The organism is Sphingopyxis sp. YR583 (assembly GCF_900108295.1).
GTDB lineage: Bacteria > Pseudomonadota > Alphaproteobacteria > Sphingomonadales > Sphingomonadaceae > Sphingopyxis.
The window spans coordinates 950,698-974,044 of record NZ_FNWK01000001.1 but is presented as its reverse complement, the minus strand read 5'-3'; the positions used below and the strand labels follow the sequence as shown (position 1 = coordinate 974,044).

General features: G+C 63.7%; 22 protein-coding genes and 1 pseudogene. 7 read left to right on the top strand and 16 right to left on the bottom strand.

The window, feature by feature from the left end; translation table 11 throughout:
- Positions 1 to 28: 28 nt before the first annotated feature.
- From BLW56_RS04490 to BLW56_RS04450, 9 genes and pseudogenes are all read right to left on the bottom strand, one after another.
- Positions 29 to 553 (bottom strand): DUF4440 domain-containing protein, encoded by a 525-nt coding sequence (locus tag BLW56_RS04490; RefSeq protein ID WP_093509426.1) that lies wholly within the window; start codon positions 551 to 553, stop codon positions 29 to 31.
- A gap of 76 nt (positions 554 to 629) precedes the next feature.
- Complete coding sequence (locus BLW56_RS04485) at positions 630 to 1,505, bottom strand: HNH endonuclease (RefSeq protein ID WP_093509425.1); 876 nt, start codon at positions 1,503 to 1,505, stop codon at positions 630 to 632.
- 93 nt (positions 1,506 to 1,598) lie between these two features.
- Positions 1,599 to 2,453 (bottom strand): putative phage abortive infection protein, encoded by an 855-nt coding sequence (locus BLW56_RS04480; RefSeq protein WP_143043370.1) that lies wholly within the window; start codon positions 2,451 to 2,453, stop codon positions 1,599 to 1,601.
- A 68-nt stretch (positions 2,454 to 2,521) separates the two neighbouring features.
- Positions 2,522 to 2,752 carry a hypothetical protein gene (locus tag BLW56_RS04475; protein WP_093509423.1) on the bottom strand — a complete coding sequence of 77 codons (231 nt, stop codon included), beginning with the start codon at positions 2,750 to 2,752 and terminating at the stop codon, positions 2,522 to 2,524.
- Positions 2,753 to 2,874: 122 nt separating this feature from the next.
- Complete coding sequence (locus BLW56_RS04470; protein ID WP_093509422.1) at positions 2,875 to 3,939, bottom strand: ribonucleotide-diphosphate reductase subunit beta; 1,065 nt, start codon at positions 3,937 to 3,939, stop codon at positions 2,875 to 2,877.
- A 69-nt stretch (positions 3,940 to 4,008) separates the two neighbouring features.
- A pseudogene (locus BLW56_RS04465) lies at positions 4,009 to 4,353 on the bottom strand (endonuclease domain-containing protein).
- Between the two features lie 160 nt (positions 4,354 to 4,513).
- Positions 4,514 to 6,460, bottom strand: a complete 1,947-nt coding sequence (locus BLW56_RS04460; RefSeq protein ID WP_093509421.1) for a ribonucleoside-diphosphate reductase subunit alpha — start codon at positions 6,458 to 6,460, stop codon at positions 4,514 to 4,516.
- Positions 6,461 to 7,184: 724 nt separating this feature from the next.
- Positions 7,185 to 9,476, bottom strand: a complete 2,292-nt coding sequence (locus tag BLW56_RS04455; RefSeq protein WP_093509420.1) for an EAL domain-containing protein — start codon at positions 9,474 to 9,476, stop codon at positions 7,185 to 7,187.
- A 115-nt stretch (positions 9,477 to 9,591) separates the two neighbouring features.
- Complete coding sequence (locus tag BLW56_RS04450) at positions 9,592 to 11,334, bottom strand: acyl-CoA dehydrogenase (protein WP_093510784.1); 1,743 nt, start codon at positions 11,332 to 11,334, stop codon at positions 9,592 to 9,594.
- A gap of 73 nt (positions 11,335 to 11,407) precedes the next feature.
- Here BLW56_RS04450 and BLW56_RS04445 point away from each other — a divergent pair, with 73 nt between their 5' ends.
- Entirely contained in the window at positions 11,408 to 12,340 is a 933-nt protein-coding gene (locus BLW56_RS04445) for an L-threonylcarbamoyladenylate synthase (RefSeq protein WP_177175812.1), read from the top strand.
- Here BLW56_RS04445 and BLW56_RS04440 read toward each other — a convergent pair.
- Complete coding sequence (locus BLW56_RS04440; RefSeq protein ID WP_093509418.1) at positions 12,337 to 13,239, bottom strand: DMT family transporter; 903 nt, start codon at positions 13,237 to 13,239, stop codon at positions 12,337 to 12,339. The genes BLW56_RS04445 and BLW56_RS04440 overlap by 4 nt on opposite strands.
- Positions 13,240 to 13,325: 86 nt before the next feature.
- Here BLW56_RS04440 and BLW56_RS04435 point away from each other — a divergent pair, with 86 nt between their 5' ends.
- Positions 13,326 to 13,889 (top strand): VOC family protein, encoded by a 564-nt coding sequence (locus tag BLW56_RS04435; protein WP_093509417.1) that lies wholly within the window; start codon positions 13,326 to 13,328, stop codon positions 13,887 to 13,889.
- Positions 13,890 to 13,893: 4 nt separating this feature from the next.
- Here the strand turns inward: BLW56_RS04435 and BLW56_RS04430 are convergent, their stop codons facing one another.
- Entirely contained in the window at positions 13,894 to 14,673 is a 780-nt protein-coding gene (locus tag BLW56_RS04430; protein WP_093509416.1) for an SDR family NAD(P)-dependent oxidoreductase, read from the bottom strand.
- A gap of 10 nt (positions 14,674 to 14,683) precedes the next feature.
- A complete protein-coding gene (locus tag BLW56_RS04425; protein WP_093509415.1) occupies positions 14,684 to 15,172 on the bottom strand; it encodes a thioredoxin family protein in 489 nt (162 codons plus the stop codon).
- 56 nt (positions 15,173 to 15,228) lie between these two features.
- On the opposite strand from BLW56_RS04425, the gene BLW56_RS04420 reads away from it, so the two are divergent.
- The 4 genes from BLW56_RS04420 (at position 15,229) to BLW56_RS04405 (ending at position 19,394) form a co-directional block, all read left to right on the top strand.
- Positions 15,229 to 16,746 (top strand): acyl-CoA carboxylase subunit beta, encoded by a 1,518-nt coding sequence (locus BLW56_RS04420; protein WP_093509414.1) that lies wholly within the window; start codon positions 15,229 to 15,231, stop codon positions 16,744 to 16,746.
- Between the two features lie 102 nt (positions 16,747 to 16,848).
- Positions 16,849 to 17,982 (top strand): acyltransferase family protein, encoded by a 1,134-nt coding sequence (locus BLW56_RS04415; RefSeq protein WP_093509413.1) that lies wholly within the window; start codon positions 16,849 to 16,851, stop codon positions 17,980 to 17,982.
- A gap of 13 nt (positions 17,983 to 17,995) precedes the next feature.
- The gene (locus BLW56_RS04410) at positions 17,996 to 18,193 is read left to right on the top strand and encodes a hypothetical protein (protein WP_093509412.1); all 198 of its coding nucleotides are present in this window, start codon (positions 17,996 to 17,998) and stop codon (positions 18,191 to 18,193) included.
- A gap of 82 nt (positions 18,194 to 18,275) precedes the next feature.
- A complete protein-coding gene (locus BLW56_RS04405) occupies positions 18,276 to 19,394 on the top strand; it encodes a S41 family peptidase (RefSeq protein WP_177175811.1) in 1,119 nt (372 codons plus the stop codon).
- On the opposite strand, the gene BLW56_RS04400 is transcribed toward BLW56_RS04405, so the two are convergent.
- The 4 genes from BLW56_RS04400 to ispG form a co-directional block, all read right to left on the bottom strand.
- Positions 19,383 to 19,868 (bottom strand): GNAT family N-acetyltransferase, encoded by a 486-nt coding sequence (locus BLW56_RS04400; protein ID WP_093509410.1) that lies wholly within the window; start codon positions 19,866 to 19,868, stop codon positions 19,383 to 19,385. The genes BLW56_RS04405 and BLW56_RS04400 overlap by 12 nt on opposite strands.
- Positions 19,865 to 20,647, bottom strand: a complete 783-nt coding sequence (locus BLW56_RS04395) for a hypothetical protein (RefSeq protein WP_093509409.1) — start codon at positions 20,645 to 20,647, stop codon at positions 19,865 to 19,867. The genes BLW56_RS04400 and BLW56_RS04395 overlap by 4 nt, the downstream gene beginning before the upstream one ends.
- Before the next feature lie 84 nt (positions 20,648 to 20,731).
- On the bottom strand, positions 20,732 to 20,992 hold the full coding sequence (locus BLW56_RS04390; RefSeq protein ID WP_256203297.1) for a hypothetical protein: 261 nt from the start codon (positions 20,990 to 20,992) through the stop codon (positions 20,732 to 20,734).
- Positions 20,989 to 22,140: a flavodoxin-dependent (E)-4-hydroxy-3-methylbut-2-enyl-diphosphate synthase gene (gene ispG / locus BLW56_RS04385; protein WP_093509408.1), complete on the bottom strand. Its 1,152-nt coding sequence runs from the start codon at positions 22,138 to 22,140 to the stop codon at positions 20,989 to 20,991. Before ispG ends, BLW56_RS04390 begins: the two co-directional genes overlap by 4 nt.
- Before the next feature lie 256 nt (positions 22,141 to 22,396).
- Here ispG and BLW56_RS04380 point away from each other — a divergent pair, with 256 nt between their 5' ends.
- Positions 22,397 to 23,149, top strand: a complete 753-nt coding sequence (locus BLW56_RS04380) for a TorF family putative porin (RefSeq protein ID WP_093509407.1) — start codon at positions 22,397 to 22,399, stop codon at positions 23,147 to 23,149.
- Positions 23,150 to 23,347 lie beyond the last annotated feature (198 nt).

Genomic DNA, 23,347 nt, shown 5'->3' with positions numbered 1-23,347 from the left:
TCGCGCGCGGCCGACGCGAGCCGCCCGCCTAGCGACCGGGTGCCGGTGGATAGGGCGCGGCGCCGTCGTGATCGTAGCTGTAGCTTTGCGACAGGCGAAAGCGCGCTTCGGCGGGCATCCATTGCCACAGGTGCATATAATGCGCGCCGCCGACCATGTCCCAGCGCGCGTCGCGGGCGTTCCATTCGAAGAAGACATGCGCGCCCTCCTCCAGCGCGCCCCAGTCGCCCATCGCGCGGACGCGGTGCGAGCCGGGGACGAGCAGGCGGCGGTTTTTATACCCCGCCTGCGTTCCGCCCGGCTGACGGCTGGCGCAGCTTTTTGCGACATCGGCGATCATCGCGTCGCGGCTGGGTTCGGCAAGCCCGCCCTTGTCGTGGATCATGCGGAAATCGGCGGCGAGCAGGTCGGGGAGCGCCTTTGCGTCGCAGCCTTCGAAGACGGCCCAGAAGAGGCGGGCGTCGTTGGTGGCGATCTGCGCGGTGAGGGCTTCGCCGGTGGGCATGGGGGTGGGGGCTGCGAGCGCGGCGGCGAGGAGGAGGGAGAGGGGCATGGCGGGATTCCTGCTGTGTTATTTGTTTAATACAGCAGGAGGGTGGGAAGGCAAGGTGGCGATTTCACCAACTTCGCTAGGATTTGAAGACATTTGCCCGATGCCATGCGAGGAAGCTTGGATGCGGGCGAAGCGCTGGATCGAGCGGTTCGATCGCCTTGCGGTCGGGCCGGAGCAGCCGATCGAGGCTTTCGGTATCGTTGACGTGGCGCGAAACTAGGACCGAGAGGTCGTCGCCCAAGGAAATCAGACCGCGGTCGAACATCCAATGCGCGGTGCCCGAGAGGGCGAGGCCATTGTTCACGGAGTCAGGGCCATTCGCAGCGACGGGGCGGATATGCGCGGCGGCGACTTCGGCGCGGCCGCCGCCGTTGATGAACTTGAGGCCGGTCATTGCGCAGCGCTTGTCATAGGCAGCGAGCACGGCGGTGCGGAAGACGCGGTCGCGAACGATGCGCGAGGTCAGGCTTTCGGCGCGAACGCGCTGCTGCTCGAAGCGGAACGGGCGCTGGGTATCGTGAAGCGAGGGCGGCAAGGGGGACGCCGGATCGCCAACGCGGGGCAGGGCGTTTTCGTCGTCGCCAAGGCCGAGGTCGATGATGCGAACAAAGTCGCGCTGGCTGAGCGGGCGCACGGCCGCTTGCGCATTAGCCAAATCGCTTTCGACAAGCGCGCCATCGATTGTCCGCGGGACGTTGTGCGCGAAGTCGAGATAGGTATCGGGCTGGATCAGCGCGAGATAATGGCCTTCGCGCGTGGGGTCGGGAACGATTTTATTGACCCAGGCGACGGCGTAAAAACCCCGGCCGCCGGCCTTTACGGGTTCATAATAGACCGCCCAATCGCCTTCGAACTGGCTAGCGCGCGACAGATAGGCTTTGGGGAATTGATATTGCCGATAGGGCTCGTCGGCATAATGCGTGTCGCGGCGATGGACGAAGACCCCGGGCATGGCGCTTGGTTAGCGGATGAGCCTTGGATAGGCGACGGCTAATTAGGGGGTGTCGCGCCTGTAAATAATTCCTCCATTATGGTGCGTCTTAGCTTAGTCATCATATGTTATTGGTACAATTGGCTCAAATCTAAAAGCAGAATGATGAATCTTCCTTAGAAAAAAATCCAGTTCAGATTGTTCATATTCATCTATAACTTCTCTATGTATATTGTGAAAAATAGCGTACTTTTCCGCAAGTTCCCTAAATTTGTACCTGCCCTCTCCTACAATGCAGTTGTATGATAGCAGGCACAGTTCTGGATTGCTTAATTGCGATCTAACAATTCTTGCGTAGTGGTAAGAAAGGTCATCATCTTTTGGGCATTTTTCGTCAATTAGCCTGTATATGTGGTATACAGTTCTAAAATAGTGACCAAGAAAATGGACAAATCTATTGTATGTTTCGTTGTATTTTTTTGCAACGATCTTTATGTTTAAGTATCCATCAGGTTCTATATCATTCCTTATAATATAAAGAATGACCTTTAGTCCCTCTCTCCCATGATGATATCGAATAGTAATTCTGTTCCCTGCTCGGAGGAGGGGAGGGTATTTTGCTTTAAAGGTGCTGTCCTTACGCTTCTGGAGGAGCTCCATCTGTATTTGAGATGTGATTGATTCCAAATTTTTCAAAAGAGTGAAAAAATTTGACTCAAACTGAGAAATTCTTCTCGCGTGTTGTTCGTTGGAGAATGTAACGTACACGCCAACAGCTGCAACCATGGTCATTAAAGAAGCAACAAAGCCAAAAGAATCCCCGAACGCGCCTGATAAGGCGTAAGGGTTTTCAGAGCTGTTATTAAAGAAATATTTGAATGATTTGTCGTTTGACAAAACGATAAGCCAGATTAGCCACGGCAAAGAAATGGCGATCGCTATTGCATATACGGAAATCTTCCGTTTCAAGACATTATCCCCCTAGCCGCTAGCTGGCGACTCATCGTCGCTCTATTTAACGGCGTGGTAGGCGTTTTTTAAACCGAAAACCCGCCCGAGTTGCGCCGGTTCGAGTTCGCCGCCAGCACCTTCTTGCCTGTCGGGGTCAGCGCCCATTTGGCGCCCTGTTTGACCACGAGGCCCAGCGTGACGAGTTCGTCGCGGACGGGGTCGGTCGGGAGCTGGGGGCGGCGGTTCGAGAGACCTTCGAGGGTCGCGCGCTGCGGCTGGCTGAGGATCAGGAGTTTCTGTTTTTTTTCTTCGGTCATTTTTTGGGCCTCTGACGTCTTGGTCTTGTCTGGTGCGGGGCGTTTTCGCCTCGCTAGGCCCCGGCTTGCGCCGGGGTTCACAATGGTAATGCCCCTCCCGAAGGGGAGGGGTTCTGGTTGTCTTACTCGGCGGCGATGCCGGCTTGCTTGAACATGTCTTCGCCGTCGTCGCTCGCTTCGCCGGCTGCGGCGCCGTCGTCGTTCGCTTTCGCCTTCTTGCGGTTGTCGAAGCTGGACCACACGGTGTTCCAGTCGCCGCGCGTCGCGCCCTTCGAATATTCGGTCGCGCGCGTTTCGAAGAAGTTGGCGTGCTCGACGCCGTTGAGCAGCGGGGCGAGCCAGGGGAGCGGATGCTCGTCGATCATGTAGATCGGCTGGAAGCCGAGCTGCCCCAAACGCCAGTCGGCGATGTAGCGGATGTAGCGCTTGATTTCCTTCGGCGTCATGCCGGGGACGGGGCCCTGTTCGAACGCGAGGTCGATGAACGCATCCTCGAGCCGCACCGTTTTCTGGCAGGTGTCGATGATGTCTTCCTTCACCGCCTTGGTCAGGCAGTCGCGTTCCTTCACGAAGGTGTGGAACAGCTTGATGATGCCTTCGCAGTGGAGGCTTTCGTCGCGGATCGACCAGCTGACGATCTGGCCCATGCCCTTCATCTTGTTGAAGCGCGGGAAGTTCATCAGCATCGCGAAGCTGGCGAAGAGCTGAAGCCCTTCGGTAAAGCCGCCGAACATCGCGAGCGTGCGCGCGATATCCTCGTCGCTGTCGACGCCGAAGGTGCCCATATAGTCGTGCTTGGCGCGCATCTCGTCATATTCGAGGAACATGCCATATTCGCTTTCGGGCATGCCGATCGTGTCGAGCAGGTGCGAATAGGCCGCGATGTGCACGGTTTCCATGTTGCTGAACGCGGTCAGCATCATCTTGATTTCGGTCGGCTTGAACACGCGGCCGTATTTGTCGTGGTAGCAATCCTGCACCTCGATATCGGCCTGCGTGAAGAAGCGGAAAATCTGCGTCAGCAGGTTGCGTTCATGGTCGCTGATCTTTTGCGCCCAGTCGCGGCAATCCTCGCCCAGCGGCACTTCCTCGGGAACCCAGTGGATCTGCTGCTGGCGTTTCCAGAAATCATAGGCCCACGGATATTCGAAGGGCTTGTAGGTCTTGCGGGCTTCCAAAAGCGACATTGGCGTACTCCAGTCGAAACTCGGTCCAAATTCCCTCTCCCCTTGTGGGAGAGGGAGGGGCCCAAGGCGTCAGCCTTGGGAGGGTGAGGGGGTGTCGGCCTCGTTCCCCCTCATCCGGCCCTGCGGGCCACCTTCTCCCACAAGGGGAGAAGGGAGGGTGGACGCGATCGAGGTCAATACGCCCTCCAGATTCGTCATCACATCGTCATTCCAGAAGCGGATCATCCTATATCCTTCACCTTCGATGAAGCGTGTCCGCGCTTCGTCTTAGGCGACCGCTTCGCCATGCTGTCCTCCGTCGATTTCGATCACCAGCCGCGCGGCGTGCGATGCGAAATCGGCGAAAAAGGGCCCGAGAGCTTGCTGGCGGCGGAACTTTGCGTGAGGAAAAGCCTCTCGCAAGGCGCGCCACATGCGCTTCTCGGCGTCGGTGGCTTCGCGGCGGAGCGTGCGCGCTCTTTCGGTCGTCCACCGGGGGAGGTCGGCCTTGCGGCTTCTTCCCCTCACCCTCCCATCGCCGCTCACGCGGCGACGGGCCCCTCCCTCTCCCACAAGGGGAGAGGGGCTTCACTCTTTACTGACAGGCCAGGCACTCGTCGTAATCGGTGCTTTCGGCGCTGAGTTCGAACTTCGGCGCTTCGGCGGTGTTGTCGGCCTCTACCCCGCCCGCGAAGCCGGCGCGCTGCACCGATTTCGAGCGGAGATAATAGAGCGATTTGATGCCGAGTTCCCACGCGCGGTAGTGGAGCATGAGCAGATCCCATTTCTCGACGTCGGCGGGGATGAACAGGTTCAGCGACTGCGCCTGATCGATATAGGGCGTGCGGTCGGCGCTGAGTTCGAGGAGCCAGCGCTGGTCGATTTCGAAGCTGGTCTTGTAGCAGTCCTTCTCGTCCTGCGTCAGGAAGTCGAGGTGCTGGACGCTGCCGCCGCGTTCGAGGATCGAGTTCCACACCGCGTCGCTGTTCTTCGCCTTGTCGACGAGCAGCGCTTCGAGGTGCGGGTTGCGGATCGAGAAGCTGCCCGAGAGCGTCTTGTGCGTGTAGATGTTCGCCGGGATCGGCTCGATGCACGCGCTGGTGCCGCCGCAGATGATGCTGATCGACGCGGTCGGCGCGATCGCCATCTTGCAGCTGAAGCGCTCCATCACGCCCTGATCGGCGGCGTCGGGGCAGGGGCCGCGCTCGTTCGCGAGCAGCATCGATGCCGCGTCGACCTGTGCACGGATATGCTTGAAGACGCGCAGGTTCGACGATTTCGCCATCGCGCCCTCGAACGGCAGGCCGCGCGCCTGGAGGAAGCTGTGGAAGCCCATGACGCCGAGGCCGACCGAACGTTCGCGGCTGGCGCTATATTTGGCGCGCGCCATTTCGGGCGGGGCGCGGTCGATATAGTCCTGAAGGACGTTATCGAGCATGCGCATCACGTCTTCGATGAAGACCTTGTCGCCGTTCCATTCGTCCCAGGTTTCGAGGTTCAATGACGAGAGGCAGCAGACCGCGGTGCGATCCTCGCCCAGATGGTCGCGGCCGGTCGGCAGCGTGATTTCCGAGCAGAGGTTCGAGGTGGTGACTTTGAGCCCGAGGTCGCGATGATGCTTGGGCATCATGCGGTTCACCTGATCGATGAAGATGATGTAGGGCTCGCCGGTCGCGAGGCGCGTTTCGACGAGCTTCTGGAACAGCGCGCGCGCGTCGACAGTGCCGCGGACGCTCTGGTCCTTGGGGCTGCGCAGGTTGAATTCGGCGCCGTCGCGGACGGCCTCCATGAACTCGTCGGTGATCAGCACGCCGTGGTGCAGGTTGAGCGCCTTGCGGTTGAAGTCGCCCGAGGGTTTGCGGACCTCGAGAAACTCCTCGATCTCGGGGTGCGAGATGTCGAGGTAGCAGGCGGCCGAGCCGCGGCGGAGCGAGCCCTGCGAAATCGCGAGGGTCAGGCTGTCCATCACGCGGACGAAGGGAATGATGCCGCTGGTCTTGCCGTTGAGGCCCACGGGTTCGCCGATGCCGCGCACCGCGCCCCAATAGGTGCCGATGCCGCCGCCGCGGCTGGCGAGCCAGACATTCTCGTTCCAGGTGCCGACGATACCCTCGAGGCTGTCGTCGACCGAGTTCAGGTAGCAGGAGATGGGCAGGCCGCGGCCGGTGCCGCCGTTCGAGAGAACGGGGGTCGCGGGCATGAACCACAGCTTCGAGATATAGTCGTAGAGGCGCTGCGCGTGATCCTGATCGTCGGCATAGGCGTCGGCGACGCGCGCGAAGAGATCCTGATAGGATTCGCCGGGCAGGAGGTAACGATCCTCGAGCGTTTCCTTGCCGAAATCGGTCAGGAGCGCATCGCGGCTCTTGTCGGTGACGATGTCGAATCGACGCGCGTGCACCTTCGGCTCGCTGCTGTCGTTGAGCTTGGCCGTGGGCTTTCCTTCGGGCGCCGATTCGCTCACCGCCGGAGCATCATTCTTTGCCAGTTCCATCGTCGCCACGTCGCTCGTCTCCACTCGTTCCGTTTCCCGAAAATCCATCGAATTCGCCCCCGATATGAACGCGCACGCGGTGCGCTTTGTTCCTGTCTTGTTCGACTCAGGGCGAAGCCCCGGTCTTAGCATTTAAACCCGTCCCGGTGGGCACTTTTTTTGGCCGCAGGAAGGGTTTTCCCGTGTCCATATGCGATGGACGACGGAAATCCGCCACTTGCAGCCTTATACTATTTCTTGGGGTGCCCCCGTGTTTGACCCACCACCTATAGTGCCACGTCGGCGCGGCGATGCAAGACGGTAAATGACAGAACGGGGACTCAACTCGTCGATAATTTGATTCGTTTCGTCGACGCTGATGGACGCGCGGGGCGGCGAGGGCAAGGCATAGTGCGGCTTTGCGCGGCGATCGTTGCGACCGGGCGGGGGATCATTTTTTTTATGGGTACGAGCCCGGGCCAAAGAGCGGCGGCGAATATGGCGCGCTAGCGATCGGGAAGGCGTGGGGCGGGCCGTGTCCGGCGCGCAAGGGCGCACGGGTTGCAGGCAAAGAAAAAGGGCCCCGGAAATGTCCGGAGCCCTTTTTTATCTCGTTCCTGGCTTACGCTTCGCCGCCACCGTTACCGGTGCCGCCGCCGCCGAGAAATTTCCAGAACCAACCCATGTCAGATCTCCTGTTGGCACTGCCCACGACGAACAGTTAACGGCGCGTATACCTTAATCGACATGGTAAATCGAGTCTTAACCAAAATGATTACCACCATTTTGGCAGTTAAGCGGTGCGATTTTGGGGAATGGTGCTCAGTGTCGCAGTAAGTTCGGAAAACAGTTGAGGTTTTCCAAGATGATAGCCTTGTCCGACATCGCAGCCGAGGTTGGCTAGCAAGGCCATGGTTTCGGCGTCTTCGATGCCTTCGGCGACCGCCACGGCACCCAGGCGGTGGGCGAGATCGATCGTCGATTTGACGACTTCGAGGTTCCGCTGCGAATCGCGCATGGTCATCACGAATCGCTTGTCGATCTTGATTTCGTCGGCTTCGATCTCGGTCAGATATTCGAGGTTCGACTGGCCGGTGCCATAATCGTCGATCGACAGACGAATGCCCGTGCGGCGAAGCTGCGCCAGCGTCTGGCGCGCCTGCCGGCTGTTTTCGATCTGCGCGGTTTCGGTGATCTCGATCGTCAAGATTTCGGGCGGCAGATGATGCGCGGTGAGCATCACGCGGATCGTGCCGACAAGGTCGTTATGGTCGAGCAGGCTCGCCGACAGGTTGACCGACATGTTGATATGGATGCCGCGTTCGCGCAGCTGCGCCGCCGAACGGATCGCCTGATCCATCACGAACAGGGTGAGGCGATAGATGTCCTGGCTCTTTTCGGCCTGGACAATGAATTCGTCGGGCGGGATCGGGCCGCGCGTCGGATGCGTCCAGCGCGCGAGCGCCTCGACCCCGACCAGCTTGTTCGTCGCGATCTCATATTGCGGCTGGAAGGCGACCCAGATGTCGCCGCCGGTCAGGGCATCCTCGAGCTGCGAATGGAAGCTCAATTGCCAGCCGGCGTCCTCTTTCTGGCGCGAGGTATATTTGGTCCACAGCGAGCGCGTGCGGATCGCGCGCTCGGCGGCGACGAGCGCGGCGGCGAGGCGCTGCGCGTTCGATCCTTCGAACTCGTCGTTGACCCCGAAGGCGATCGCGACGTCGACGCGGAGCTCGCCGATGGTCAGCGGCGCGTTGAACAATGCGGCGAGGCCCGCGAGCTGCCCCTCGATCTGGCTGTGCTGATAATAGGGGACGAGCCACGCGAAGGTGCCGTCGAGATCGTGATGCAGCGTCGTGCCCTGCGACGCGAGCTGGAGGCGGCGCGTGACCTGTTCGACGAGCTTGCCGATGCCGTCGCCGGGAATGAAGGCGGCGAGATCCTCGAAATTGACGACCTTGGCGGCGACGACGGTCGCGCTGCCGAACGCCGCCTGCGTGCGCAAGGCTTCGAAATTGGGCAAGCCCGAAACCGGGTTTTCGCGCTGGGCCGAGGCGCGGCGACGGGTGCGCGACACGTTGGTGCTGACCGCGGCGATCAGGAAACAAGCGGCGCCGATCTGGGTCGAGACGAGCGAAATGCTGAGCATGACCTTGGCCGCGATCAGGGCCGCGGTCGCCGCGAAGGCGGTCCATGCGTACCAGCGGCCGCGCCCGATCGCGAGCGCTCCCATCAGCACCGCGAAGGTGAGGGCAAGGCCCGGGAGGAAGCCGATGTCGATCGGGGTGCCGCGCTTCAGCGCCTCGCCGGCGATCAGGTGGATATAGGCCCCCGGCAATTTTTCGTGGCCGGGCAGGAAATGCTGGTCCGACGAGGATGCGTTGGTGGGCGCGAAAATGACATGTTTGCCGGCGAGCTCGGCGCGCCCGACGCGTCCGTTCAGCACGTCGATGGCGCTATATTCGGTGACCGTCGACGTGTCGTAGGAAAAATCGAGCGCGAACACACCGGGCTTGTCGAGCGGGCGGTCGGCGAGGAGTGCGGCAAAGCTCGGTATATGGCGACCGTCGGCGATCACCGCCAGCGGGACGCGCCAGACCTGCCAGAATTCATATTCCCAGCAAATGCAGGCGCGCACCGCGCGGTCGCTCATCGCCTGCGACGGCCAATAGCTGACCTTGACGTCGGTGCCGGTCATCCGGGCGGCGGGCACGGCGACGACGACCCGGTCGTCCATCGCATTCACCGCGGCGACGACCTTGGAAAAATCGGGATGGGTCAGCCGGCGATAATATGAAAAGTCGATGAACAGCCGCTTCGCGCCGGCATCGTCGATCCTTTTGATGAGCCGGGCGTGATTGGCGACCGAAAATTCCTGATCCTGGAGCGACTGCAACGTCTTGTCGTCGACCCCGACGATGACGGTGTCGCCCGACACGGGACGCCAGGCAAGGCGGCCGATCGCCGCCTCGATCACGCGATCGACCGGTTCGCCGATCGCCGAAAAGCCGACGATCAGGCTGAGAATCAGCGAGAGCGCGATCGTTCGCCAGCTGATGATCAGACTTTTGACCGGGATGGGCACGCACGTCTCCAGCAATTGCCGGCCCGTGCCTAGTCCCAGATGGTTATCATCGCGTTAATTATGAACGAAACCCTGCGCCGGACGCGGAGACGTCAGGCGCAGGATTCCCTATGTTTCAGGCGATCGCCGGAAGCGGTTCGAGCGCGGCGTCGCCGGCGAGCGCCGAGGCGGCGAGGCCGGTCGCCGCCGGGACGATCTGTTGCAGGTAAAAGCGGGTGGATGCGATCTTGGCTTCGAGGAAGGCGCGGTCGCCATGGCCTTCGCCCAGCGCGGTGCGAGCAGCCTTGTTCTGGATTGCCATCAGCCAGCCGCAGGTCGCGGTGGCGAGCATGGTGAGATAGGGGTAGCTGCCCGCAAGCCGGTCGCCGGTGTTCGCGCCGACCATCCAGTCGGTCACCGCGCGGCAGGCGTCGACAAGCTGTTGCAACTCCGGAAAATCGGCAGCGCCACGCGCAATATCGTCGATCAGGCCGCGCACCCCGTCGCCGCCCGCCATGCCGAGCTTGCGCCCGACAAGGTCCGCCGCCTGAATGCCGTTGGTGCCTTCGTAGATCGGAGCGATGCGCGCGTCGCGATAATGCTGTGCGGCGCCGGTTTCCTCGATGAAGCCCATGCCGCCATGGACCTGCACGCCGAGGCTGGCGACCTCGCAGCCGATGTCGGTCGCGTGCGCCTTGACGAGCGGGATGAGGATTTCGGCCCGCATGGCGGCGGCTTCGTCGCCGAGCTTGCCGAAGTCGATCTGCGCCGCGGCATAGTAAGTGAGCGCGCGCGCGGCCTCGGTCTGCGCGCGCATCCGCCACAGCATCCGCTTGACGTCGGGGTGGTGCGCGATCGTCACCGGAGTGCGATCGGGCGAACCCGCGAGCGACGACTGGACACGCTCGGCGGCGTAGCGCTGCGCCTGCTGCGTCGCGCGCTCGGCGATCTGGACGCCCTGGCAGCCGACCATCAGGCGGGCGTTGTTCATCATCACGAACATCGCCTTCATGCCGCCCATCTCGCCGCCGACGATCTCGCCGAGGCAATCCTCGCCCTCGCCATAGACCATCACGGCGGTCGGCGATCCGTGGATGCCGAGCTTGTGCTCGATCGACGCGCAATGGACGCCGTTCGAAATCGTCGGATTGCCGGCGTCGTCGAGGCGGTATTTGGGGACGAGGAAGAGCGAGATGCCGCGCGTCCCCTCGGGCGCGCCGGGCGTGCGCGCTAGGACGAGGTGGACGATATTGTCGGTAAGATCATGCTCGCCGAAGGTGATGAAGATTTTCTGCCCCTTGATCCGGTAGAGGCCGGCGTTCGGACCATCGGTGACCTTTTCGGCGGTCGAGCGCAGCGCGCCGACATCGCTGCCCGCGGCGGGCTCGGTCAGGTTCATCGTGCCGTTCCACTCGCCGTTGACCAGCTTGGGCAGCCATGTCTGGCGCTGTTCCTCGGTGCCGTAGGCCATCAGCGCATGGATCGCGCCTGCGGTCAGGATGGGGCAAAGGGTAAAGCCCATGTTCGCGCTGCCGAGCGCCTCGATCACCACGGTCGCGAGGGTGAAGGGCAGATCCTGCCCGCCATATTCGCCGGGGCCGTCGATGCTGCCCCAGCCTGCCTCGACGAACTGTTTGTAGGCGTCCTTGAAGCCCGGGGGCATGGTGACCTTGCCGTCCTGCCATTGGGGATTGGTCGTGTCGCCGACGCGATTGAGCGGCGCATACATCTCGGCAGCGAATTCGCCGATGCCGGTGACGATCGCCTCGACCATGTCGGGGGTTGCGGCGGCGAATTTGTCGTGAGCGGCCATCGCGTCGACACGCGCGATATGATCGAGCACGAAAAGCTGTTCGGTGGTGGGCGGCGTGTAGGTCATGGGACGGGACACTTTGCTGGTGAATATCGTTGCGCGGGCGCTATAGCGCGGCATGGCCGACGGTCAAACGCGCATGACGACAGATATCCGCCCCTTCGGCGCGGAGGCAATGGCGCGCGCCGGGGGGCTGATCGGGGAGGGCCAGCCGGTCGCGGTGCCGACCGAGACGGTCTATGGCCTCGCCGCCGATGCCCGCAACGCCGACGCCGTAGCGCGCATTTATGCCGCCAAGGGCCGACCCGATTTCAATCCGTTGATCGTGCATGTGCCCGACCTCGCCGCAGCCGAGCGGCTGGGGGTGTTCGGTACGGTCGAGCGGGCGCTGGCGGAAGCCTTCTGGCCGGGGCCGCTGACATTGGTGGTGCCGCGCACGGCCGACTGTCCGGTGGCGCGCATCGCGACGGCAGGGCTCGATACGATTGCGCTCAGGGTGCCGGGGCACCGGGCGATGCAGGCGTTGCTGGCGGAAAGCGGAGCGCCGCTGGCCGCACCGAGCGCCAATGCGAGCGGGCGGGTGAGCCCGACGAAGGCAGACCATGTGCTGGCGAGCCTCGACGGCCGGATCGCATTGGTCATCGACGATGGGCCGACGACGGCGGGCGTGGAATCGACGATCGCGCGGGTGAGGGATGGCGCGGTCGAAATGTTGCGGCCGGGGCCGGTGACGGCGGAGATGCTCGCGGCGGCGAGCGGGCTTGAAGTGTCGGGCGTCAAGGGTTCGGAGATCGTCGCGCCGGGGATGCTCGCTAGCCATTATGCGCCGGGCAAGCCGGTGCGGCTGGGGGCCACGGATTTTGCCGTGGACGAGTTCGGTATCGGGTTCGGCGCCGTCGCGGGCGACTATGATCTGAGCGCGGCGGGCGACCTGACCGAAGCGGCGGCGCGGCTGTTCGATGCGCTGCACGCGGGCGCGGCGAGCGCGAAGGCGAAGATCGCGGTCGCGGGGATCCCGTTCGAGGGACTGGGCGCGGCGATCAACGACCGGCTGGCGAGAGCGGCGGTCTAGGCGGCTGCGGGCTCGATCGGGTCGCCGTGCGGCGCCTTGCGCGCGACGATCAGGCAGGCGGCGACGATCAGCACGGCGCCCGCGAGCGTCGGCAGCGTAACCGCTTCGTCGAAGAAGAACCAGCCGAACAGCATCGCCCAGAGGAAGCCGGTATATTCGGTGGTCGCAAGGATCTGCGTCTCGGCGCGGGCATAGGCCCAGCTCAGAAGCAGCAGCGAGGTCGTTGCGAGGACGGCGGCGCCGAGGATGTGCGGTGCGTGGCTTGTGGCGGGTACTTCGAGGAACCACGGTGCGCCGAGCGCGAGGATCGCGGCGACGAAGAAATTCTGGAAGAAGGCGATCTCCATCGGTTCTGCCATCTTCGCCTGTCGCCGCGCGAGGATGAGGTTGTAGGCGTAGAAGATCGCCGAGAGGAAGACGGCGCCGACGGCGAGCAAGGCTTCGTCGCTATAGTCGCTGCCGCCCAATTTGCCCGCGACGATGACGATTACGCCACAAAGGCCGAGGATCGAGGCGGCAATCGAGCGCGGGCCGATCTTCTCGCCGAGGAAGATCGCCGCCATGTAGAGCGCCATCAGCGGCGCGACGAAGGCGAGCGCGATCGCCTCCGCCATCGGCAGCCGCGCGAGCGCCCAGAAGAAGCTCAAGGCCATGCCCGCGACGAAGAGCGAGCGCCACGCGTGGATGCGCATCGTCGGGCGGTCGGGCCATTTGGGGCGGCTCGCGAAATAGATGAGGCCGGCGACGAGCGTCCCGGTGCCGGTGCGCCAGAGCACGGCATTATAGGCGCCGAGGTCGATCGACAGCCCCTTCATCAGCACGTCCATCGCCGAAAAGGTCGCGATCCCGGCACACGCGATCAGGAAGGGGATGACGGGCGAGGGCGAATCGGGGCGCATGGCCCGCCTCTAGCGGAGGGGTTCGGACTTGCACAATGAAACGAAGCGGCGCAGCATCGCGGCGGGTTGCTGGATGGAGCGGCGCCATGACCAAACCGAGCAAGTTCGCGCATGTCGTCTATATGACGCGGCGCTATGACGAGATGATCGCCTGGTATCAAAAGGTGTTCGAAGCCGATGTCGTGCATCAGGATCCGGCGCTAGCCTTTCTGACCTATGACGACGAGCATCACCGCTTCGCCTTTGCCAATCTCGACCTGCTGAAACCCGGCGGCGACGGTGGGCGCGGCGATGTCGGGGTCAATCATGTCGCCTATACCTATGCCAGCGCGGGCGATCTGATGGAGGTTTACAAGCGGCTGAGGGCGGCGGGGATCAAGCCCTATTGGCCGATCCACCACGGCACGACGCTATCGCTCTATTATGCCGATCCCGACGGCAACCGGATGGAGTTCCAGGTCGACCATGGCACGGTCGAGGATGCCGTGGCTTATATGAAAAGCGACGCGTTCGGTGGCAATCCGATCGGGATCGAATATGATCCCGACGCCCTGCTCGCCCGTTATGAGGCGGGGGCGAGCGAGGCCGAATTGATGGCGATCCCCGACGGGCCGCCGTCGGGGATCCCGGCCGAGCACGGGATGGTTTGAGCGCCTAGCGAAACGTCGCCTGTCCCGCGCCGTCGATGTTGAGCTTCTGGCCCGAGCAATAGCTGTTCGCGTCGCTGACGAACCACACCACTGCTGCCGCGACGTCGGCGGGGACGGCGACGCGGCCGAAGGGCATTTTGGTGTCGAGGTGGTGGATGTCTTCCTTGCCGGTGATCGCGCGCGACAGCTTTTCGCCCATGTCGCTGACGGTCAGCGCGGGGGCGACGATGTTGACGCGGACGCCGTTCGCAAGCTCTTCCTTGGCGAGGGCATAGGCGAGGGCTTCGCCGGCCGCCTTTGCCATCGTGTAGGGCGCGCCGTTCGGCGAGTGGGTGTAGGTGGCGATGCTGGAAATGACGATGATGTCGCTGCGGGCATGGGTGCGCAGTTGCGGCAGCGCGAGACGGCTGAGGCGATGCGGGCCGGCGGCGTGGACGGCGAAGAGCTTGTCGACTTCCTCGGGGGTCGTGTCGGCGACCGACAGGCCGCGGCTCGCGATGCCGGCGTTGTTGACGAGGATCGAGAGGGGGCCGAAGTCGGCTTCGACTGCGGCGACCATCGTGGCGCAGGCGGCTTCGTCGGTGACCGAGGCCTGATAGGCCTTTGCCTTGCGGCCGAGCGCCACGATCGCGGCGACGGTTTCGGCGGCGGCTTCCTCGCCGCGCGTATAGTTGACCGCGACGTCGGCGCCCGCTTCGGCGAGGCCGATCGCGATGCCGCGGCCGATCCCGCGCGAGGCGCCGGTGACGAGCGCGACGCGCCCCGCAAGGTTCATCCCGGTCATGTCTCTCTCCCTAGTCCATCAGTTCGTTATAGATATCGTCGTCGCTGCGGCTGGCGGCGTTGCGCCATTTGGGCGCCGCCTTGCGGTTGAGCACGCGGCCGTCGGCGTCGAGGATCGCGACCGTGGGCGTGCCCTTGATCCGGAAGCCGAAGCGCTTGGGTACATCGGGGTTGCGGCCCCAGCCCTTCACATGCGGCATGCCGATGTCGGCATAGACGATTTCGTAGCGCGCGCGGACGGGAGCGAAACGGTCGGTCGCGATCAGGTTGGCGAGCCAAGCGCTGTCGTGGCAGCCGCCGGTGCCCATGACGAGCAGCACGGGTTTGCCCGACTGCCTGGCGGCGGCGAGCGCGGCGTCGATTGCGGGCATCGGGTCGGCGATGAAGGCGTCGCTTTTATACGCATCCTCGACGCCGGGCAGCGTGCGCGTGTCGCTCGCCGTGGCGGGTGCGATCGCGAGGAGCGCGGCGGTTAGGGCGAGCGGGATCGGGCGCATCATTCGCCGACGATAGGTTTTGCATGACGTTTCCGTCAACGTAAGATAGCCTTCGCCGCATGAGCTGGAAAAAAGAGACGGACGAACTCGCGGCCCGGCGCGCGATGGCCGAGAAAATGGGCGGCGAGGAAAAGGTCGCGCGCCAGCATGGACGCGGCAAGATGGACGCGCGGGCGCGGCTCGCGGCGATCGTCGACGAAGGCAGTTTTCGCGAGATCGGGAAGATCGCGGGTCGCGGCAAATATGGTGCCGACGGCGAGCTGGAAGACCTTGCCGCGAGCAATTTCATCTTCGGGCGCGCGAATGTGGATGGCCGGCCGGTGGTCGCCTCGGCCGACGATTTCACCGTGCGCGGCGGGGCAGCCGATGCGGCGCTGCACAGGAAGTTCGTCCAGTGCGAGGCGATGGCGCATGAATATCGCCTGCCGCTGATCCGCATGATCGACGGCACCGGCGGCGGCGGATCGGTCAAGACGCTCGAGGATATGGGCTATACCTATATTCCCATGGTGCCGGGCTGGGACGAGATTATCGCGAACCTCGACACGGTGCCGGTGGTGGCGCTGGCGCTCGGGCCGACGGCGGGGCTGGGCGCGGCGCGGGTGGTGGCGAGCCATTACAGCATCATGGTGCGCGGGCTGTCGCAATTGTTCGCGGCGGGGCCGGCGGTTGCTGCGGCGATTGGCGACACATTGGACCGCGAGGAACTGGGCGGGGTCGATGTGCACACGCGCAACGGCGTCGTCGATGACGAGGTGGCGAGCGAGGCCGAGGCCTTTGCGGCGGCGCGGCGGTTTCTGTCGTATCTGCCGTCGTCGATCCACGATCGGGCGCTGCGTACCGAATGCCGCGATCCGGTCGACCGGCGCGACGAGAGCCTGCTGTCGGTGGTGCCGCGCGAGGCGAAGCAGGTCTATTCGATGCGGCGCATCGCGAATGCGGTGTTCGATCAGGGCAGTTTCTTCGAGATGGGCGCGCGCTGGGGCCGCGCGGTGATTACGGCGTTCGCGCGACTGGACGGCTATCCGGTCGCCGTGCTCGCGAGCGATCCGTCGTACCTTGGCGGATCGTGGGACGCGAAGACGAGCGAGAAGGCCGAGCGCTTCGTCAAGATGGCCGACCAGTTCCGGTTGCCGATCGTCCATCTCGTCGACAATCCGGGCTTCATGATCGGCGGCGAGGCCGAGCGGACGGGGACGATCCGCTATGGCGTGCAGGCGATGAACGCGATCTACCGCGCGACGGTGCCGCTCGCGTCGGTCGTCGTGCGCCGGGCTTACGGGATCGCGGGCAGCGCGATGTCGAACGCCGAGCGCTTCCAGTACCGCTTCGCCTGGCCGTCGGGCGACTGGGGCAGCCTGCCGATCGAGGGCGGGGTCGAGGTTGCGTACAAGAGCGAGCTGGAGGCGGCCGAAGATCCGGCGGCGCATCTGGAAGCGATCCGCGAGCGGCTGAACCGCGTGCGATCGCCGTTCCGCACCGCCGAGAAATTCGGGGTCGAGGATATCATCGACCCGCGCGATACGCGGCCGCTGCTTTGCGAGTTTGCCGATCTGGCGTGGCGGGTGTTGAAGTAGATTTATCCCTTGTCGTCATCCCGGACTTGATCCGGGATCCATTTGCGCGATGTTGTCTGGATCCCGGATCAAGTCCGGGATGACGAGGGGAATGGGATAGGCATGACCGGCGCGCGCCACATGGGCATGGACTGGCTCCGCATCGGGGCGTTCGGCCTGCTGATCCTCTATCATATCGGCATGTATTTCGTGCCGTGGGACTGGCATGTGAAGATCGCCGCGCCGATCGACTGGGTCGCGATTCCGATGCTCGCGACGAACAGCTGGCGGCTGGCGCTGCTGTTCCTCGTCTCGGGCTATGCGAGCGCGGCGCTGTTCGCGAAGCTTGGCGGCAGCGGTGCCTTTGCGCGGTCGCGAAGTTCGCGGTTGCTGATCCCGCTCGCCTTCGGGATCATCTTCATCATTCCGCCGCAGCCGTGGATCGAACTGGTCGGCCAGCATGGTTACGCCCACGGCTTCCTGCATTTCTGGGCAAAAGATTATTTCCGTTTCGGCGCGCTCGACGGGATCATCTTGCCCACGTGGCAACATCTGTGGTTCGTCGTCTATCTGTGGGTCTATACGATGCTGGCGGCGTTGCTGCTCGCGGTGATCCCGGAGACGGCGCGGGCGAAAATCACCGCTGTCGCTGCGGGCGCGCTGCGCGGGTGGCGAATGCTGGTTACGCCGCTGGCGCTATGGCTGCTGATCTATACCCTGTTTCCGACGCATGACGAGACGCATGCGCTGTTCGACGACGGGCCGTCGCATCTCCATTATCTGGTGCCCTTCTTCGTCGGCTGGCTGCTGCGCGTGCGGCCGGTGCTGTTCGATACCGTCGCGCGATATTGGAAAGTGGCGCTGTTGCTCGCGCTGCTCGCCTTTGTGCCGGTTGCGTGGATAGAATGGACCTGGCCGGGCGATACCGTCGCACCCCGATGGGCATTTCCGCCCTATCATCTTGCGCGGCTGGTCAATGGATGGATGGCGATCGTCGCGCTGCTCGGCATTGCCGACCGGTACTGGAACCGCGACCATCCGCGGCGCGCGATGCTCGCCGAGGCAGTCTTCCCCTTTTACATCGTCCATCAGACGATCATCGTCGTGGCGGCTTGGTATCTGCTCAAGGCCGAGGTCGCGGCGCTGCCGTCGTTCCTGATCCTCGTCGCGGCGACGGCAACGGGCTGCTGGCTTTTCTATCGGATCGGGCGCAGCATCGGCTGGCTGCGGCCGCTGATAGGATTGCAGCGCAAATAGGGGGAGAGACGCCATGGGCGCATTTAAAGCCATCCTTGCGATCATCGGGGTCGCCGCGATTTTGGTGGGCGGGCTGTGGACGCTGCAGGGGCTCGACATCGTCCGTTGGCCGGCGAGCAGCTTCATGCTCGGCGATACGGTCTGGACGCGCAACGGCATCGTGCTCGCGGTGGTCGGAATTTTCCTGGTCTGGTTCGCGCGCAAGCGTTGAGCGCTGTCGATTACAAATGTAGTTGATCTGTATTATCTATATGATACACTTTGATCTGGCCGGGGCTGGATTGGAGATTGAGATGATTCGTTCGCCGCGCATATTGCCCGCATTGTTGTTTGCCGCCGCGATGGTGGCCGGACCGCTTCTTGTTTCCTCGCCGGTCATGGCGGCGGACGAGGCGAGCGGCGATGCCATCGCGGAAAAATACGCGGCGCTGCTCGAACGCGATTATGTCTATCCCGAAACGGGCAAGCGTTATGCCAATGCGATCCGCGCGGGTATCGCCGCGGGCCGGTACAAGGCGCTGACCGGCGAGGCGCTGGGTACTGCGATAGACGGCGATGTCCATGCGGTGTCGCCCGACGGCCATTTGCGCCTGCGCGTTCCCGAAACGGCGGCTTCGGCCACGCCCGCCCCCGGCGCCGCGGCACCCGCGCCGCGCCCGAAGAAGGTGCCGGTCGAGCAGGCGGGCTGGATCGCGCCGAAGATCGCCTTCGTGCGGTTCAACGTCTTTCCGCAGGACGAGGCCGTGACCGCCGCCGCCGCAAAATTCATGGCCGATCATGCCGATGCGAAAGCGATCATTTTCGACATCCGCACGCATAATGGTGGCGGGCTCGACCAGATGGATGTCATCTTTCCCTGGTTGTTCAACAAGGAAACGCGGCTCGTGACGATGGCGACGCGCGCGTCGGTCGATGCCGAGGGCGGATCGCCGATCGCCGGGGTGGCGTCGATGCGGATGGCAAAGGGCGACGCGGGCATGGTGGCGCGCGAGCATTGGGCGACGCCGAACGCCGACAAGCGGCTGCGCGATGCGAAAGTCTATGTGTTGACCTCGGGCGCCAGCGCCTCGGCGGCCGAGCATTTCGCGCTGGCGATGAAGCACACGGGGCGCGGCGTGCTGGTCGGGGCACCGACCGCGGGTGCCAATCATTTCGGGCGCGGCGAGGAACTGGGCGGCGGCTATGGCGCCTTCATTCCCGTCGGGCGGACCTATGATCCGGTGACGGGCAAGGACTGGGAAGGCGAGGGTGTGCTCCCCGATATCGCGGTGGCGCCCGCCGATGCGCTGGCGCGTGCGCTGACCGAGCTTGGTATCGCGCCCGCCGAAGCGAAGACGCTGTCGGACGCGCATATGCCGAGCTGGCCGATGGAGCGGCGCAAGCCGCGCGGGGCGAAGGCTTCAGGCGGCTGAGGCGGCAAGGCTGGTGAGCGCGTCGCCGTCGACGCGCATCACCGTCCACTCGTCCATCAGCTTTGCACCAAGGCTCTGGTAAAAGCCGATCGACGGGGTGTTCCAGTCGAGCACCCACCATTCAAGCCGTGCGCAATCGCGTTCGACGCAGAGCTTTGCGAGATGCGCGAGCAGCGCCTTGCCGAGCCCCGATCCGCGCGCTTCGGGGCGGACGAACAGATCCTCAAGATAGATGCCGGGGCGCCCCTCGAAGGTCGAGAAATTGTGGAAGAAGAGCGCGAAGCCCTGCGCCTGCCCGTCGATCTCGCCGATTACGACTTCGGCGTAGGGACGCGGGCCGAACAAATTGGCGCCAAGTTTCGCCTCGTCGAAGCGGACCTCGTGCGCGAGCTTTTCATAGTCCGCGAGGTCGCGGATGAACTGCGCGATCAAGGGCAGGTCGGCGGGCGTGGCGGGGCGGATCGAAAGGGTCATTGGGAGGTCCGGGACTGAAAAAAGCGATTGTAGGCGACGAACAGCGCCGCGCCAACCGACGAGGCCATCAGCCCGACGACGATCGAATCGAAGATCATCAGCGCCCAGACGGCCGCGGCATGCGCGCCTAGTGCCCAAAGATGGTTCATGCCGTGGAGCCATGAGAGCGGGGCAAAGCCGAGCAGCAGGAGCAGCGCGAGCAGCAGGAGCCAGGGCCAGCTCTTGGCGATCAGCGCTTTCCAAGGCGTGGCACCGTCGCCGAACAGCCCCGCAAGCATCACGAAAAGAAAGGGCAGCGACAGCAGGCTGAAGACGACAGGGACGGCGACCGGCGCCTTCTCGCCCGTCAGCAACGGGAAGAGCTCGCCCACCGAACCCACGCCCATGAACAACAGGAAGCCGAGAATGAGGCGGCCCCAGCCGACCCGGCGAATGTCGTACCAGCGTCCGCCATGCGTGCGGCACCACCAGAAGCGCGCCGAGGCGATGAAGGTCAGAACCAGCCCCGCGATTTTCACATAGCCGAAAGCCCAGCGCAGCGGATCCTCGCTCGCGATCTTCGCGGCGGCGCGGCTGTCGAACATGCCGAGGTGGATTTCGACGACATGTTGCACGAACTCGGGGATCACGATTAGGGCAACGACAGCGGGCGCGATCCAGAAAAGGCTGATCGTGCGCGTGAGATATTCGCCGATGGCCGAGAGGACGGCGCGGAAGATCGCGGCGATGCGCGATGGCGCTGTATCGCCCGGCGAATATGGTCGGTTATCGATGGTCATTCGCCCCCTGCGGATCGTTTCGGCGGCAAGGCTAATCGAGGCGGTACGTGGCGGCTAGTGGAAAGCGTCAAGCCAGCGGCGGCGTCAGCGCCTGTCGTCACCGATTCGAACGATTTTTCCGACCTCAAGCTCGTCGATGCGAAGCTTGCGGATGCGCGCGCTGCCGATACGGAGGCGACCGATCGCGAGGGCGCCGACGGCAAACGCGCCGAGCGCGAAGGCGCCTATGGCAAGGACGGCGACATGCCCCGCACCCAGTGCGGCGGCGCCGGTTGCCGAGGCACCGGTCGCGGCCGCCTTGCGGGCGACCGGGGGTTCGATGACGATGTCGGATTTCGTCGTCACGCCGCCTTGCCGTGGAGCGTGTCCATGCTCACCGCGCTGCCCGCGTCGATTTCGGCCGCCTTCGCTTCGACCAGCTTGACGATATGGTCGATCATGTCGGCGTCCTCGACATGGTGGTCGGTGACGCCCGACAGGAACACCATATGCTTGCCGTTGCCGCCGCCGGTGATGCCGATGTCGGTCTCGCGTGCCTCGCCCGGACCGTTGACGACGCAGCCGAGGACCGAGAGCGACATCGGGGTCTTGATGTGGCTGAGCGCGTCTTCGAGCGCCTGCACGGTGCGGATGACGTCGAAGCCCTGCCGCGCGCAGCTGGGGCAGGAGACGACGCGGACGCCGCGCGTGCGCAGACCCAGCGATTTCAGGATTTCATAGCCGACGCGGATTTCCTCCTCGGGTTCGGCCGAGAGGCTGACGCGGATCGTGTCGCCGATGCCGGCCCAGAGGAGATTGCCGATGCCGAGCGCCGATTTGACGGTGCCGCCGATCAATCCGCCGGCTTCGGTGATGCCGAGGTGAAGCGGGCAGTCGACCGCGTCGGCAAGCTGCGCATAGGCGGCGACCGCAAGGAAGACGTCGCTCGCCTTCACCGCGACCTTATATTCGTGGAAGTCGTGATCCTGCAGCAGCTTGATATGGTCGAGCGCGCTTTCGACGAGCGCTTCGGGGCAGGGCTCGCCATATTTTTCGAGCAAATCCTTCTCGAGGCTGCCCGCGTTCACCCCGATGCGGATCGCACAGCCATTGGCCTTCGCGGCGCGGACGACCTCGCCGACGCGCTCGCTGCTGCCGATATTGCCGGGGTTGATGCGCAGGCAGGCGGCGCCGGCGTCGGCGGCTTCGAGCGCACGCTTGTAGTGGAAGTGGATGTCGGCGATGATCGGGATGCGCGATGCGCGGACGATCTGGCCAAGCGCGGCGGTCGAATCGGTGTCGGGGCACGAGACGCGGATCAGGTCGGCGCCGGCCTCTTCGCAGCGGCGGATCTGGTCGATCGTCGCGACCGGATCGCTGGTCAGCGTATTGGTCATCGTCTGGACGCTGATCGGCGCGCCGCCGCCGACGGGGACGTTACCGACCATGATCTGGCGGCATTCGCGCCGCGCAATGTCGCGCCAGGGGCGCAGGCCGGGATTATGGTCGCTCATAAATGGGGCTCGGACAAAGGGAGATATGCGTTGCTCTTTAGCCGTGCAGGCGCCGCTTGGCAAAGCGAAGCACGTGACAAGTGGATTGTTGCGGGAAAGACACAGTTTGACACAGATTCGAAACATTCGAGCAATTTTTATTGTGAGTCCCCGCAGAATGCGCAACTTTGCGCGGGTACGTCGTTACAGGCCCGAATGAAGAGGCGTGAACACGCGCGGCAGGCGGGACGATCCGTTTATCGAGGGGGATCACCCAATGAAGTTTTTTGGCAAGCTGTGTTGCGGCGCGTTGCTCGCTGCGTCCGCCATGTCGACGCCGTCTTTCGCCCAGGATGAAGCGGAAGGGGCCAGCGGCCCGCTCACGCTTTCGGGCGGTATTTCCGTCACCTCCGACTATCGTTTTCGCGGCATTTCGCTGTCGAACGAAAAGGTCGCGGTGCAGCCGACGCTGACGCTCAGCCACGATAGCGGCTTTTACGTCGGCACCTGGGGGTCGTCGCTTCCCGACAGCGACGCCTATGGCAAGTTCGAGCTCGACCTTTATGGCGGCTATGCGACCGAGATCGCGCCGGGCACGTCGATCGACGTCGGCGTGACCTGGTACACCTATCCGGGCAGCCATGACGGCGGTGCGCCGACCGACTATTTCGAGGCGATCGGCAAGCTGTCGCACGACATCGGTCCGCTGTCGGCGACCGGCACCGTTGCCTATGCCTGGGACCAGAAATCGCTGGGCGACGACAGCCTGTATCTGAACCTCGGTCTGGGGTTCGGTGTCCCGAACACGCCGATCACGCTCAACGCGGGCGTCGGCTATGCCGACGGTTCGCTGGCGCTGACCGCGCCCGACGGTAATTATATCGACTGGTCGCTTGGTGCTTCCTATGCCGTCGGCCCCGCGACGCTCTCGGTCCAATATGTCGACACCGACATCAAGAAGACGGGCGTCAAGGCGTTCGACACGCTTTACGATCCAACCGTGGTCTTTACGCTGGGCGTTTCTTTCTGAACGCCTGACGGGTCAGCGACCACGCGCGAAGGGGGCGGCTTCGGGGGAGGCCGTCCCCTTTTTCGTGCCGGTTTTCCGCGCCGAAATGTTGCAAAAAAGTCGCATCGCAGGGCGAAGAAGCGCGAAAATATGCGGGTGTCGACTTTTTGTTTGTGCAGCGCAGCAATTTGGTCAACAAAAGTGTCACGCAAGACCGGA

What these genes read in the sequence shown, in the direction of transcription:
- BLW56_RS04490 (WP_093509426.1), bottom strand. Translation starts at nt 553, where the DNA reads ATGCCCCTCTCCCTCCTCCTCGCCGCCGCGCTCGCAGCCCCCACCCCC.
- BLW56_RS04485 (WP_093509425.1), bottom strand. Translation starts at nt 1,505, where the DNA reads ATGCCCGGGGTCTTCGTCCATCGCCGCGACACGCATTATGCCGACGAG.
- BLW56_RS04475 (WP_093509423.1), bottom strand. Translation starts at nt 2,752, where the DNA reads ATGACCGAAGAAAAAAAACAGAAACTCCTGATCCTCAGCCAGCCGCAG.
- BLW56_RS04470 (WP_093509422.1), bottom strand. Translation starts at nt 3,939, where the DNA reads ATGTCGCTTTTGGAAGCCCGCAAGACCTACAAGCCCTTCGAATATCCG.
- BLW56_RS04460 (WP_093509421.1), bottom strand. Translation starts at nt 6,460, where the DNA reads ATGGATTTTCGGGAAACGGAACGAGTGGAGACGAGCGACGTGGCGACG.
- BLW56_RS04450 (WP_093510784.1), bottom strand. Translation starts at nt 11,334, where the DNA reads ATGACCTACACGCCGCCCACCACCGAACAGCTTTTCGTGCTCGATCAT.
- BLW56_RS04445 (WP_177175812.1), top strand. Translation starts at nt 11,408, where the DNA reads ATGACGACAGATATCCGCCCCTTCGGCGCGGAGGCAATGGCGCGCGCC.
- BLW56_RS04440 (WP_093509418.1), bottom strand. Translation starts at nt 13,239, where the DNA reads ATGCGCCCCGATTCGCCCTCGCCCGTCATCCCCTTCCTGATCGCGTGT.
- BLW56_RS04435 (WP_093509417.1), top strand. Translation starts at nt 13,326, where the DNA reads ATGACCAAACCGAGCAAGTTCGCGCATGTCGTCTATATGACGCGGCGC.
- BLW56_RS04430 (WP_093509416.1), bottom strand. Translation starts at nt 14,673, where the DNA reads ATGACCGGGATGAACCTTGCGGGGCGCGTCGCGCTCGTCACCGGCGCC.
- BLW56_RS04425 (WP_093509415.1), bottom strand. Translation starts at nt 15,172, where the DNA reads ATGATGCGCCCGATCCCGCTCGCCCTAACCGCCGCGCTCCTCGCGATC.
- BLW56_RS04420 (WP_093509414.1), top strand. Translation starts at nt 15,229, where the DNA reads ATGAGCTGGAAAAAAGAGACGGACGAACTCGCGGCCCGGCGCGCGATG.
- BLW56_RS04415 (WP_093509413.1), top strand. Translation starts at nt 16,849, where the DNA reads ATGACCGGCGCGCGCCACATGGGCATGGACTGGCTCCGCATCGGGGCG.
- BLW56_RS04410 (WP_093509412.1), top strand. Translation starts at nt 17,996, where the DNA reads ATGGGCGCATTTAAAGCCATCCTTGCGATCATCGGGGTCGCCGCGATT.
- BLW56_RS04405 (WP_177175811.1), top strand. Translation starts at nt 18,276, where the DNA reads ATGATTCGTTCGCCGCGCATATTGCCCGCATTGTTGTTTGCCGCCGCG.
- BLW56_RS04400 (WP_093509410.1), bottom strand. Translation starts at nt 19,868, where the DNA reads ATGACCCTTTCGATCCGCCCCGCCACGCCCGCCGACCTGCCCTTGATC.
- BLW56_RS04395 (WP_093509409.1), bottom strand. Translation starts at nt 20,647, where the DNA reads ATGACCATCGATAACCGACCATATTCGCCGGGCGATACAGCGCCATCG.
- ispG (WP_093509408.1), bottom strand. Translation starts at nt 22,140, where the DNA reads ATGAGCGACCATAATCCCGGCCTGCGCCCCTGGCGCGACATTGCGCGG.
- BLW56_RS04380 (WP_093509407.1), top strand. Translation starts at nt 22,397, where the DNA reads ATGAAGTTTTTTGGCAAGCTGTGTTGCGGCGCGTTGCTCGCTGCGTCC.